The sequence below is a fragment of the Salmonella sp. A29-2 genome, assembly GCF_020150755.1.
GTDB lineage: Bacteria > Pseudomonadota > Gammaproteobacteria > Enterobacterales > Enterobacteriaceae > Salmonella > Salmonella enterica.
In genome coordinates this window covers 1,080,921-1,093,708 of the sequence record NZ_CP083731.1, presented here as the reverse complement: position 1 = coordinate 1,093,708, position 12,788 = coordinate 1,080,921, and the positions used below count along the sequence as shown (strand labels likewise).

General features: G+C 51.9%; 11 protein-coding genes and 5 tRNA genes. 5 read left to right on the top strand and 11 right to left on the bottom strand.

Annotated features, from left to right (window positions below; genetic code table 11):
- Position 1: 1 nt before the first annotated feature.
- From proX to emrB, 5 genes are all read left to right on the top strand, one after another.
- Positions 2 to 997, top strand: a complete 996-nt coding sequence (gene proX / locus K8W53_RS05335) for a glycine betaine/L-proline ABC transporter substrate-binding protein ProX (RefSeq protein ID WP_001216618.1) — start codon at positions 2 to 4, stop codon at positions 995 to 997.
- A gap of 164 nt (positions 998 to 1,161) precedes the next feature.
- Positions 1,162 to 2,346, top strand: coding sequence for an MFS transporter (locus K8W53_RS05330; protein ID WP_000165769.1), 1,185 nt, complete (start codon positions 1,162 to 1,164; stop codon positions 2,344 to 2,346).
- 496 nt (positions 2,347 to 2,842) lie between these two features.
- Positions 2,843 to 3,373, top strand: a complete 531-nt coding sequence (mprA, locus tag K8W53_RS05325; RefSeq protein WP_000378431.1) for a transcriptional repressor MprA — start codon at positions 2,843 to 2,845, stop codon at positions 3,371 to 3,373.
- Positions 3,374 to 3,499: 126 nt separating this feature from the next.
- Entirely contained in the window at positions 3,500 to 4,672 is a 1,173-nt protein-coding gene (gene emrA / locus K8W53_RS05320; protein ID WP_001275603.1) for a multidrug efflux MFS transporter periplasmic adaptor subunit EmrA, read from the top strand.
- Between the two features lie 16 nt (positions 4,673 to 4,688).
- Positions 4,689 to 6,227 (top strand): multidrug efflux MFS transporter permease subunit EmrB, encoded by a 1,539-nt coding sequence (emrB, locus tag K8W53_RS05315; protein WP_001187297.1) that lies wholly within the window; start codon positions 4,689 to 4,691, stop codon positions 6,225 to 6,227.
- Between the two features lie 48 nt (positions 6,228 to 6,275).
- Here emrB and K8W53_RS05310 read toward each other — a convergent pair whose 3' ends face one another.
- The 11 genes from K8W53_RS05310 to csrA all read right to left on the bottom strand — a co-directional run bounded on the left by K8W53_RS05310 (position 6,276) and on the right by csrA (position 12,604).
- Positions 6,276 to 7,646: a carbohydrate porin gene (locus K8W53_RS05310; RefSeq protein ID WP_023224260.1), complete on the bottom strand. Its 1,371-nt coding sequence runs from the start codon at positions 7,644 to 7,646 to the stop codon at positions 6,276 to 6,278.
- A 345-nt stretch (positions 7,647 to 7,991) separates the two neighbouring features.
- Positions 7,992 to 8,507, bottom strand: coding sequence for an S-ribosylhomocysteine lyase (luxS, locus tag K8W53_RS05305; protein WP_001130194.1), 516 nt, complete (start codon positions 8,505 to 8,507; stop codon positions 7,992 to 7,994).
- 149 nt (positions 8,508 to 8,656) lie between these two features.
- The gene (gene gshA, locus K8W53_RS05300) at positions 8,657 to 10,213 is read right to left on the bottom strand and encodes a glutamate--cysteine ligase (RefSeq protein WP_000611821.1); all 1,557 of its coding nucleotides are present in this window, start codon (positions 10,211 to 10,213) and stop codon (positions 8,657 to 8,659) included.
- A gap of 76 nt (positions 10,214 to 10,289) precedes the next feature.
- Positions 10,290 to 10,715 (bottom strand): YqaA family protein, encoded by a 426-nt coding sequence (locus tag K8W53_RS05295; RefSeq protein ID WP_001279499.1) that lies wholly within the window; start codon positions 10,713 to 10,715, stop codon positions 10,290 to 10,292.
- Positions 10,712 to 11,278, bottom strand: a complete 567-nt coding sequence (gene yqaB, locus K8W53_RS05290; protein WP_000271296.1) for a fructose-1-phosphate/6-phosphogluconate phosphatase — start codon at positions 11,276 to 11,278, stop codon at positions 10,712 to 10,714. Before yqaB ends, K8W53_RS05295 begins: the two co-directional genes overlap by 4 nt.
- Before the next feature lie 249 nt (positions 11,279 to 11,527).
- Positions 11,528 to 11,604, bottom strand: a tRNA-Arg gene (locus K8W53_RS05285).
- Between the two features lie 61 nt (positions 11,605 to 11,665).
- Positions 11,666 to 11,742: transfer RNA gene (locus K8W53_RS05280), tRNA-Arg, on the bottom strand.
- Positions 11,743 to 11,804: 62 nt separating this feature from the next.
- Positions 11,805 to 11,881: transfer RNA gene (locus tag K8W53_RS05275), tRNA-Arg, on the bottom strand.
- A 61-nt stretch (positions 11,882 to 11,942) separates the two neighbouring features.
- Positions 11,943 to 12,019 (bottom strand) — tRNA-Arg (locus K8W53_RS05270).
- Between the two features lie 3 nt (positions 12,020 to 12,022).
- Positions 12,023 to 12,115 (bottom strand) — tRNA-Ser (locus K8W53_RS05265).
- Positions 12,116 to 12,418: 303 nt separating this feature from the next.
- Positions 12,419 to 12,604 carry a carbon storage regulator CsrA gene (gene csrA / locus K8W53_RS05260; RefSeq protein ID WP_000906486.1) on the bottom strand — a complete coding sequence of 62 codons (186 nt, stop codon included), beginning with the start codon at positions 12,602 to 12,604 and terminating at the stop codon, positions 12,419 to 12,421.
- Positions 12,605 to 12,788 lie beyond the last annotated feature (184 nt).

The window sequence follows — 12,788 nt, the reverse complement described above, 5'->3', positions numbered from 1 at the left end:
GATGCGACATACTGTGATATTTGCCTCAGCGTTTGCCACCCTTGTCACCGCCAGCGCTTTCGCTGCCGACCTGCCTGGCAAAGGCATTACCGTTCAACCTATCCAAAGCACTATTTCTGAAGAGTCCTTCCAGACGTTACTGGTCAGCCGGGCGCTGGAAAAGTTGGGTTATACCGTAAATAAGCCGAGTGAAGTCGATTACAACGTAGGCTATACCTCCATCGCCTCTGGCGATGCGACGTTTACCGCCGTGAACTGGCAGCCGCTGCATGATGATATGTATGCCGCAGCAGGCGGAGACAACAAGTTTTATCGCGAGGGCGTCTTTGTTTCCGGCGCTGCGCAGGGCTATCTGATCGATAAAAAAACCGCCGAGCAGTACAACATCACCAATATCGCTCAGCTAAAAGATCCGAAAATCGCCAAAATCTTCGATACCAATGGCGACGGAAAAGCGGACATGATGGGCTGCTCGCCGGGCTGGGGCTGCGAAGCCGTGATCAATCACCAGAATAAAGCGTTTGATCTGCAAAAAACCGTTGAGGTCAGCCACGGTAACTATGCGGCGATGATGGCTGATACCATTACCCGTTTTAAAGAAGGCAAGCCGGTGCTGTATTACACCTGGACCCCGTACTGGGTGAGCGACGTAATGAAGCCGGGTAAAGATGTCGTCTGGCTACAGGTGCCGTTCTCCTCTCTGCCGGGCGAACAGAAAAATATTGATACTAAACTGCCGAACGGCGCGAACTATGGGTTCCCGGTTAATACCATGCATATTGTCGCCAATAAGGCATGGGCGGAGAAAAACCCGGCGGCGGCGAAACTGTTCGCCATCATGAAGCTGCCGCTGGCGGATATCAACGCGCAGAACGCCATGATGCATGCCGGTAAATCGTCTGAAGCCGATGTTCAGGGCCACGTAGACGGCTGGATCAACGCCCACCAGCAGCAGTTTGACGGCTGGGTGAAAGAAGCGCTGGCCGCGCAGAAATAAGATCGTTTTTTATGCCGGATAAGGCGCAGTTCATGCGCCGCTATCCGGCCAACGCAATCTCTCCTCAAAGCGCACGATTCATCACGTCACTGTTCCCCTTTATTCATCAACATCCGCTATGATTGTTTTCCCAGGAAATAATTATCTGAATCACGATTACCATAATGACGAAACCCACTCATGGGCTTAGCCCGGCGCTGATCGTTTTAATGTCTGTGGCCACGGGTCTGGCGGTCGCCAGCAACTACTATGCCCAGCCGCTGCTTGATACCATCGCGCATCACTTTTCGCTTTCCGCCAGCTCCGCAGGGTTTATCGTTACCGCCGCGCAGTTGGGCTATGCCGCTGGCCTGTTGTTTCTGGTGCCGCTCGGCGACATGTTTGAACGCCGAACGCTGATTGTCTCCATGACGTTGCTGGCGGCTGGCGGAATGCTGATCACCGCCAGCAGTCAGTCGCTTAGCATGATGATACTCGGAACGGCCTTAACCGGACTGTTCTCCGTGGTGGCGCAGATTCTGGTTCCGCTGGCCGCCACGCTTGCGACGCCCGCCACCCGCGGTAAAGTGGTCGGCACCATTATGAGCGGCCTGTTGCTGGGGATCCTGCTGGCGCGAACGGTCGCCGGACTGCTGGCAAACCTCGGCGGTTGGCGCACCGTATTTTGGGTAGCGTCGGCGCTGATGGCGCTGATGGCCGTCGCGTTGTGGCGCGGACTGCCAAAGCTCAAATCCGACACCCATCTTAACTACCCGCAACTGTTGGGTTCTGTATTCAGCCTGTTTATTCACGATAAGCTGCTGCGTACCCGCGCGCTGCTGGGCTGTCTGACCTTTGCTAATTTCAGCATCCTCTGGACATCAATGGCCTTTTTGCTCGCCGCGCCGCCGTTTAGCTACTCCGAGGGGATGATTGGCCTGTTTGGCCTGGCGGGGGCCGCCGGCGCTTTAGGCGCGCGTCCGGCTGGCGGATTTGCCGATAAAGGTAAATCTCACCTCACCACCACGTTCGGCTTACTGCTGCTGTTACTCTCCTGGCTGGCTATCTGGCTTGGGCACACCTCGGTACTGGCGCTGATTATTGGCATTCTGGTACTGGACCTCACCGTTCAGGGGGTACATATCACCAATCAGACGGTCATCTATCGTTTGCATCCGGATGCGCGTAACCGGCTCACCGCCGGCTATATGACCAGCTACTTTATCGGTGGCGCCGCGGGGTCGCTGATTTCCGCCTCCGCCTGGCAACATGCCGGCTGGGCCGGTGTTTGTCTGGCGGGTGTCACGGTAGCCTTACTTAATTTACTGGTCTGGTGGCGAGGTTTTCACCGACAGGAAGCCGTAAATTAAGCGGATAGTGAGCGTTTACCTTTGTTTAAGCTCCTTAGGGTGTTAAGGAGCTCCCCAGTCTGTTAAGGTTATGCTATTCATTTATCATGGTTATTTTTATACCGGTGAAGAATAATATAATTCTATGGAAAGCCCTGCATCCCCATCTGCTCCCAGGCCAATAGCGCCCGTTCAAGGATTCGAAGGTCGTTCACCGATAGCTATCCGTGATATTCCGGTGGCTTTTGCATCGGGTTGTAAGGCCGTTTACCCGGCTTTCGCCCCTCCCGCTTATCGTTCTCTCCTGATTTTTTCATGCAGGCACTCACGCTTTTCTCGTCATTCCTGGATTTGCCGCAGGCGGCGCTTTACCGGGCCCAATGTTCCCGCTGGCGTCTCAGTCTGCGTATCATTGGTTGCTTTATAGCCTGAAAGAATGATTTTGTATTAATAATACATTTACTTTATTTGTCACTGTCGTTACTATATCGGCTGAAATTAATGAGGTCATGCCCAAATGGATAGTTCGTTTACGCCCATTGAACAAATGCTAAAATTTCGCGCCAGCCGTCACGAAGACTTTCCTTATCAGGAAATTCTTTTGACTCGTCTTTGTATGCACATGCAAGGCAAGCTCCTGGAAAACCGCAATAAGATGCTGAAGGCTCAAGGGATTAACGAGACGTTGTTTATGGCGTTGATTACGCTGGAGTCTCAGGAAAACCACAGTATTCAGCCGTCTGAATTAAGCTGCGCGCTGGGTTCATCTCGCACCAATGCGACACGCATTGCAGATGAGCTGGAAAAACGCGGCTGGATTGAGCGTCGTGAGAGCGATAACGACCGCCGTTGCCTGCATCTGCAATTAACGGAGAAAGGCCAGGCATTTTTGCAAGAAGTGCTTCCGCCTCAGCATCATTGTCTGCATCAACTCTGGTCATCACTTAGCACAGCCGAAAAAGATCAACTTGAGCACATCACTCGTAAACTCCTGACGCGTCTTGATCAAATGGAGCAGGAAGGCACTGTTCTTGAGGCGCTGCGCTAAAGCGCCGACCCGCTCAAAAATCCAGATTAATAACAGGAAAGCGGACAGGCCGGCACGCATTACTGCTGGCCTTTCTGACAACAGGTCGGCTCAGCCGATGTGAATAATAAGATCGTGGAGAACAACATGAGCGCAAATGCGGAGATCCAAACCCCGCAGCAACCGGCTAAGAAGAAAGGCAAACGCAAAACAGCGCTGCTACTTCTTACCTTGCTCTTTGTTATTATTGCCGTGGCATATGGAATTTATTGGTTTTTAGTATTGCGTCATATTGAAGAGACAGATGATGCTTACGTGGCAGGGAACCAGGTTCAAATCATGGCGCAGGTGTCAGGCAGTGTGACGAAAGTCTGGGCTGATAACACCGACTTTGTAAAAGAGGGCGATGTTCTGGTCACGCTCGATCAGACTGACGCCAAACAAGCGTTTGAAAAAGCCAAAACGGCGCTGGCCTCCAGTGTGCGCCAGACGCACCAGTTGATGATTAACAGCAAGCAGTTGCAGGCGAATATCGACGTGCAAAAAACCGCCCTGGCGCAAGCGCAAAGCGACCTTAACCGTCGTGTGCCGCTGGGTAATGCCAATCTTATTGGTCGTGAAGAGCTGCAACACGCCCGCGATGCCGTCGCCAGCGCGCAGGCACAGCTGGATGTCGCCATTCAACAGTACAATGCCAACCAGGCAATGATACTCAACAGTAATCTGGAAGATCAGCCCGCGGTTCAACAAGCGGCGACCGAAGTGCGTAACGCCTGGCTGGCGCTGGAGCGTACTCGCATCGTCAGCCCAATGACTGGTTATGTCTCCCGCCGCGCCGTCCAGCCTGGCGCGCAAATCAGCCCCACCACGCCGCTGATGGCCGTGGTGCCTGCAACCGATCTGTGGGTGGACGCTAACTTTAAAGAGACCCAATTAGCGAATATGCGCATTGGGCAGCCAGTGACGGTGATTACTGATATTTATGGCGACGACGTAAAATACACCGGTAAAGTCGTCGGTCTGGATATGGGAACAGGCAGCGCCTTCTCCCTGCTGCCCGCGCAAAATGCGACGGGTAACTGGATTAAAGTGGTTCAACGTCTGCCGGTACGCGTCGAACTGGACGCCCGCCAGTTAGAACAACATCCGCTGCGTATTGGTTTATCGACGCTGGTCACCGTGGATACCGCTAATCGCGACGGTCAGGTACTGGCCAGCCAGGTACGAACGACGCCGGTTGCCGAAAGTAACGCACGCGAAATTAATCTCGCGCCGGTCAATAAACTGATCGACGACATCGTACAGGCTAACGCGGGTTAATCCTGAGGTGCGTGTGATGCAACAGCAAAAACCGCTGGAGGGCGCGCAGCTCGTCATCATGACGATCGCGCTGTCGCTGGCGACATTCATGCAGGTGCTGGACTCCACCATTGCCAACGTGGCGATTCCGACCATCGCCGGGAACCTGGGTTCTTCCCTAAGCCAGGGGACATGGGTTATCACCTCTTTCGGGGTGGCGAACGCTATCTCGATTCCCTTAACCGGCTGGCTGGCGAAACGTTTTGGCGAAGTCAAACTGTTCATGTGGTCGACGGTCGCCTTTGCCGCGGCCTCCTGGGCCTGTGGCGTATCCAGCAGCCTGAATATGCTGATCTTCTTCCGCGTGGTGCAGGGCGTGGTCGCCGGGCCGCTGATTCCGCTCTCGCAAAGCCTGTTGTTGAATAACTATCCGCCTGCAAAGCGCTCCATTGCGCTGGCGCTCTGGTCAATGACCGTCATTGTCGCGCCGATTTGCGGCCCGATTCTGGGGGGCTATATCAGTGATAATTACCACTGGGGATGGATTTTCTTCATCAACGTGCCGATTGGCATCGCCGTCGTCCTGATGACGTTACACACGCTGCGCGGACGTGAAACGCATACCGAACGGCGACGTATTGACGCCGTCGGGCTGGCGTTACTGGTGATTGGCATCGGCAGCCTGCAAATTATGCTCGATCGCGGTAAAGAGCTGGACTGGTTCTCCTCGCAGGAAATTATCATCCTGACCGTGGTCGCCGTCATCGCCATCAGTTTCCTGATCGTCTGGGAACTGACCGACGATCACCCTATCGTCGATCTTTCTCTTTTTAAATCGCGTAACTTCACTATTGGCTGCTTGTGCATCAGCCTTGCCTATATGCTCTATTTCGGCGCCATTGTTCTACTGCCGCAGCTTTTGCAAGAGGTGTACGGCTATACCGCAACGTGGGCAGGTCTGGCGTCGGCGCCAGTCGGCATTATTCCGGTAATTTTGTCGCCGATTATCGGACGCTTCGCGCATAAACTGGATATGCGCAGGCTGGTCACGTTCAGCTTCATTATGTACGCCGTCTGTTTTTACTGGCGCGCCTGGACGTTCGAACCGGGTATGGATTTCGGCGCTTCCGCATGGCCGCAGTTTATTCAGGGATTTGCCGTCGCCTGCTTCTTTATGCCGCTGACCACCATTACGCTCTCCGGGTTACCGCCAGAACGGCTGGCGGCGGCATCAAGCCTGTCGAACTTCACGCGAACGCTGGCGGGCTCCATCGGCACCTCGATTACCACCACTATGTGGACCGATCGTGAGTCGCTACACCATGCTCAGCTCACGGAGTCGATTACGGCGTATAATCCAAACGCTCAGGCTATGTACGATAAACTGGAAGGCTTAGGGATGACGCACCAACAGGCATCAGGCTGGATAGCCCAGCAAATCACGAATCAGGGGCTGATTATTTCCGCCAACGAAATCTTCTGGATGTCGGCGGGGATCTTCCTGGTGCTGCTCGGCCTGGTGTGGTTCGCCAAACCGCCCTTCGGTGCGGGCGGCGGCGGTGGCGGCGCGCACTAACTATCTGATAAAAGGGATCTGCGGATCCCTTTTTTAGTAGACCAACAATCAGAAGAAATATTTGAATCTCAGACGCCCGCCGTAACGCGCATCTTCACTGTTATCGCCATTATTCGGATTGGACTCTACCCATGAAGCATAGGCACCGAGGTAGATGTTAAAGTTTTTCATATCCATCACGTTGGGGAATAAATATGAGGCATGAATAGTGTGAATGTCATAATTGCCGGGATCGGTGATCCAACAATCGTCCTCACAAACGGCATCGATATTAGTAGCATTGAAGGCTTCGATTTTGTTATGCGCATAGATATAACCCAGTTCAAATCGATGCCACAGCGCATTCACCCCAGCGGTAAAATCTGTCTCATCGGTCGCATCCATATAGGCGGTATTCAGGTTAATCACTGCGCCATCTTCCGGGTCAGTTTTTTGACCATTCCAGGTCATGGTAAAACCATAGCCCGTACGATCTGACTGATCGATCCACTTCCCATTCTCATAATAGCCATAGGCGTTGTTAACGACGTTACTTTCCATCGCTATCGCCGTTGAAAAACGCCCGTTTTGCCAGGCGATAACCGGACGGACGTAAGCCACGTTTTTATCGTTGGTTAAATCCATTCCGTGGTACTGCTTCTCGGTATATAACGTACTGCCATTTTCCAGCAATGTGTTAACTTCGAAATACCAGTTGTCGATGGTTTTACTCAGCAGGAAGTTACCCCCACTGTCGCTACGTCCCCGTCCTTCTTTCATCATATAGATATAGCCGTAACCGTCACTGTAAAGATCGTTCGCTGTATTCCCCGAATATTCAATAAACGTATCCTGATTCAGCGGGAACATATCGTAGGCTTCAAAACGACCAACCTTAATTTTCCAGTCATTCTCACGACCAAAGAAGAAAACGGCATCATCAAGGTTCATTTTTCCGGTCAGGTCCGCCAGAGGCTGTACAGAGAATCCGGCAAAATTACCGTTGTCCAGCCGCTGGTAGCCATCAAAGCCCAACAACAGGCGTCCGTTAATATCCCAGCGTTCATTGGTTCCTGATGCCCAATCTTTATTCGCTGACGTTCTCATCGAGGTCAGGCTACCGGAACGGCTTGCCGCATCCATATTAAATTCGACATCGCCATAGAACTTAATATCGCTGAATCCGGATAAGGTCAGCTTCGGCGGCGTTTTATCTGCTGCAATGGGCTCGGCGGACTGGACATTCACCGTCGGCGTAGCGGCGACCTGCTGCTGTTTCAGCGAGCGAATTTGCGCCTCGGCATCGGATGCCCGTTTTTCAGCATTAACAACACGTTGCTCCAGTTCAGCCAGACGCTGCTCAATAGTGATATTATTCGCTGCCCAAAGGTTATGAGAAAAGCAAGCACCGATCATCAGCGCCAAATATTTAGCCTTCATTTTTTATCCCTTAAGTTTGATGTATACCAGATAAGATTTGCTAAAAACCCCATCGACCGGCTATTAGTAGAGTCTTGTTATTACCTGGATATCTGGCGCATTCCATTATGTTTTTCTATTAATTATTTATGATTTTTAGTTTATGTGATCAATACACTCTGGCATCGTGAGTTATCCGCCTTTTCTGTTTGCCAGATCACATTTTATTATTTAACAGGCCAGGCATTACTTAATTTAAAATGTATTCTCGCCGCAAATATAATAAACGCAAATTATATTAAGCAATAAAAAACCCCGGCCATAAACCGGGGTTAATTTAAATACTGGAAACGCTTACCAATAAGACTAAATATGCAGTTCCTGCAGTTTTTCTTTCGGCAGCGCCAGCTCTTTATTGCTGTTCACGCGCACATCACGCTCCAGAATATGACGGGCAATGTCCTGCGCTTCACTGAGCGAGTGCATCTGATACGTACCGCACTGGTAAACGTTCAGCTCCGGGATCTGGTTTTGATCCTGCACTTTCAGCACATCCGCCATCGCCGCTTTCCAGGCGTCGGCAACACGCTGCTCGTCCGGCGTGCCAATCAGGCTCATGTAAAAGCCGGTGCGGCAGCCCATCGGAGAGATATCGATAATCTCAACGCCGTTACCGTTGAGGTGGTCGCGCATAAAGCCAGCAAACAGATGCTCAAGCGTATGAATCCCTTTTTCCGGCATCACTTCTTTGTTCGGAATGCAAAAACGCAGATCAAACACGGTGATTGCGTCGCCATGCGGGGTGTTCATCGTTTTTGCAACCCGGACCGCCGGCGCTTGCATCCGGGTATGATCGACTGCGAAGCTATCTAATAATGGCATTTAGTCACCTCCGATAATTTTTTAAAAATAAACTGAACTCTTTGTTCCGGGGCGAGTCTGAGTATATGAAAGACGCGCATTTGTTATCATCATCCCTGTTTTCAGCGATGAAATTTTGGCCACTCCGTGAGTGGCCTTTTTCTTTTGGATCAGGCGTGTTTCGCAAGCCACGCGGCAAACGGTTCGGTATCCGCCGCCTCAATCTCCTGCTGACGACGTACTGAAGCGTCACGTTCAGCAATAAACTCTTCTTCCTGTAAAATCTCCAGCGGCTCTTCGCGTAACAAATTACGGTAAGCCTCACCGAACGCTTTCCCGGTGCCGCCAATGCCTTCATCAATCATAGACCGTAGGATCCGGGCGGAGAATGTCAGTTCAGGATTATCAAAGCAGGCGACCAACTCGTCACACACCTTTTGATACTCCTCTCCCCCGTGGATACTGTCCAGCGTTTGCGCCACGCGTTTCAGATCGCGGAAAAGATCTTTCCCTACTTTGGGCAGCGGGAACTGCGCAGTTTCACAGCCAATGCCTAACGTCAGGCCCGGCTTACGCCCTTCCAGAATAACGCGATTCCAGTTAGTACGCGTACATAACAGCTCATCGCTACTCATTTCCGGCGCATCGGCCAATACGCACCAGACCATAAACAGATCGAGGAAGCGCACCTGTTGCTCGTCTACGCCGATCGGTGAGAACGGGTTAATATCGAGAGAACGAACTTCAATATACTCAATACCACCACGCAGAAGCGCGTCAGAAGGCGATTCGCCGCTGCGCGTCACGCGCTTGGGACGAATGGGCGCGTACAGCTCATTTTCAATTTGCAGAACGTTGCTGTTAATCTGTAGCCGCTTACCGTCTTTTTCCACACCAATCCGCGCGTACTCCTCGGAAGGGGTTTTAATCGCCCGCTTCAGACCTGCCACATACTCATGCAAATCGTTAAACGTAATTCCGAGATTGCTTTGCGACTTATTGGTATAGCCCAAATCACTCAAACGCAGCGACGTCGCATACGGCAGGTAGTACATGCCGCAGTCCGTTTTTTCAAACGGTAATGTGGTTGGCTTTCCTTGCAGAAAAGAGGAACAAATGGCCGGAGACGCGCCAAACAGATAGGGGATGACCCAGCCAAAACGGTAATAGTTGCGAATCAGACGAAAATAGCCGGCAGAAATTTTTTCTTTTGCCGCTTCGCCTTCCGTAACGCCGCATTTCGCCTGCCAGAACGCCATCGGTAATGAAAAATTGTAATGTACGCCGGAGATGGTTTGCATCAAGGCGCCATAACGATTTTTCAGCCCTTCGCGATAGAGCGTCTTAAAGCGCCCGGTATTGGATGTGCCGTACTGCGCCAGCTCTATGTCCTGCCCTTCCGCAATATAGCAGGGCATACTTAATGGCCACATCCGCTCATCGCCCAGTTTCCTGGCCGTATACCGATGGAGATCGCGCATAAAAGTGAGCATATGCTGGATATCGCCATCGACTGGCGTAATAAACTCCAGTAGGGCTTCCGCAAAATCCGTGGTAATCCATTTATGGGTCAGCGCTGAACCTAACGCTTCAGGATGACCTGTTGTCGCCAGCGTGCCATCAGCATTGACACGCAGCGTTTCGCGCTCTAACCCGCGCTGTATCCCCTTTAACGCCTGAGGATGTTTTTCCAGCCAGGCCAGAGCCTGTGATACGTCCGGGATCAAATTGACCTCCCGCCTGTCCAAATCGTTTTAATAAGCATAACTGTAATGGCGGCCATACATGCCAAACCTACAATTATTACCACCACATCATGCCCTGAACCGTCGCCGCTGCGAGCGCAACATAGCGCAGCGCCTTACCAAGACACAAAAAAAAGATCGTCCGCCCCCACGGGATGCGCATCCATCCCGCTAACAGGCACAACAAATCACCGATGACCGGCATCCAGCTTAATAATAGTGTGGCTGCGCCATAACGCTTTAGCCAGCCAGTCGCTTTTTCCTGCCAGCGCGACGTTTTGCGCAGCGGAAAGAAACGCCCAAGAATAACGTTAGTTACCCCTCCAAGGCTATTACCCATTGTTGCTGTTAAGACTAAGACCCAGGGATGGCTGACGCCGGAGACCAGCATAGCAACCAAAACCACCTCAGAATTACCGGGTAACAGCGTCGCGCTGAGAAAACTACTGGCAAACAGAGACAGGAGCGACAGTCCGTCACTCACAATAGTCGAACATCCACGGCATCCATTCCCGCCGCCCGCGCCGCCTGTAAACCAAAATCGGCATCTTCAAATACCACGCACTGCGTCGGCATGACGCCCATCCGCTGGGCGCACAGTAGGAAGGTGTCAGGCGCAGGTTTGTGATGCTGTACGTGATCTGCCGCCACAACCGCATCAAAATAACGACGCAGTCCCAGATGCGCTAACAAGGCTTCCGCGATAGCGCTTTCGCTACCGGTACCGACCGACATGGGACGCCGCCCATGCCACGCTTTAACCACCTCAACCAGCGGCAGCGGTTCTACGCAGTCCAGCAGGATGCTTTTTACCGCGTCGGTTTTCTCACGCGCCAGTGACAGGGGATCAAGATCGGCATGGTTAAGCTCAATGATTGACTGGGCGATAAGCCAGGTTGGCGAACCGTTAAGCGCGACCATTGCCTGTTCATCAAAACGAAGACCATAGCGCCCCAAAACCTCACGCCACGCTTTGCGATGCGTGGGTTCGGTATCCAGGAGAGTACCGTCCATATCAAAAATCAAACCAGCATAACGTGCGTACATCGTGTTCTCGCAAACCGAATAACCAGACAGTACTTTATCGCAATTGGTTGATTTTGTCGCTAATAGAGATGAAGAGGTGTGTTCAAGATAAGGGGAAAAGCGATTGCGGGGCAGTGACGTATCCGGGAGGATTATTCGCCTTATGGGCCGTTGCTGACGCAACGTTATCCTTCTGATGCCAGCGGTGATTACCGCTATCTTATCTGCATCTTCATCGCTGAAAGTACGGAGAATAAAGTATGGAGAATATGGTGCATCCGGGAGGATTCGAACCTCCGACCGCTCGGTTCGTAGCCGAGTACTCTATCCAGCTGAGCTACGGATGCATCGGGAAACTTACTTTACTGCAGATTTTGATACCGCGGGAAAGCCGTATCAAGTAAGGGATGGTGCATCCGGGAGGATTCGAACCTCCGACCGCTCGGTTCGTAGCCGAGTACTCTATCCAGCTGAGCTACGGATGCATCGGAAAACTTGTTTTACTGCCGATATTGATACCGCGGTGAAAGCCGTATCAAGTAAGAGATGGTGCATCCGGGAGGATTCGAACCTCCGACCGCTCGGTTCGTAGCCGAGTACTCTATCCAGCTGAGCTACGGATGCATCGGGAAACTTACTTTACTGCAGATTTTGATACCGCGGGAAAGCCGTATCAAGTAAGAGATGGTGCATCCGGGAGGATTCGAACCTCCGACCGCTCGGTTCGTAGCCGAGTACTCTATCCAGCTGAGCTACGGATGCAAATGGCGGTGAGGCGGGGATTCGAACCCCGGATGCAGCTTTTGACCGCATACTCCCTTAGCAGGGGAGCGCCTTCAGCCTCTCGGCCACCTCACCACACGCCTCTTACGAGTGCTTCGAAGAACTTGTTCTGCTCATCGTCGCTGCGTGGCGCACATATTACTTTCTGGGACTTATAAGTCAAACAATTTTTCCAGAGCTTTTATCGTTTGCACACTTCACGCTCAATTAGTCTGTAAAAAAGCCAAAAAGAGTGTTTTATCAACAGATAATTTGATGACACGCTGGCCGCCAAAAGCGCACCATATCAACAATGAGGTTGAAAAAAGTCATGAAGGGACAACGCGGGCGAGCGAGAAGAGAGGCTGCGTCTCACCCGAAAAGTGAGACGCGAAAACCTTAGTAACTGGACTGCTGGGATTTTTCAGCCTGGATACGCTGGTAGATCTCTTCACGATGGACAGAAACTTCTTTCGGGGCGTTCACGCCAATACGCACCTGGTTGCCCTTCACCCCTAAAACTGTCACGGTGACCTCATCGCCAATCATGAGGGTCTCACCAACTCGACGAGTCAGAATCAGCATTCTTTGCTCCTTGAAAGATTAAAAGAGTCGGGTCTCTCTGTATCCCGGCATTATCCATCATATAACGCCAAAAAGTAAGCGATGACAAACACCTTAGGTGTAAGCAGTCATGGCATTACATTCTGTTAAACCTAAGTTTAGCCGATATACAAAACTTCAACCTGACTTTATCGTTGTCGATAGC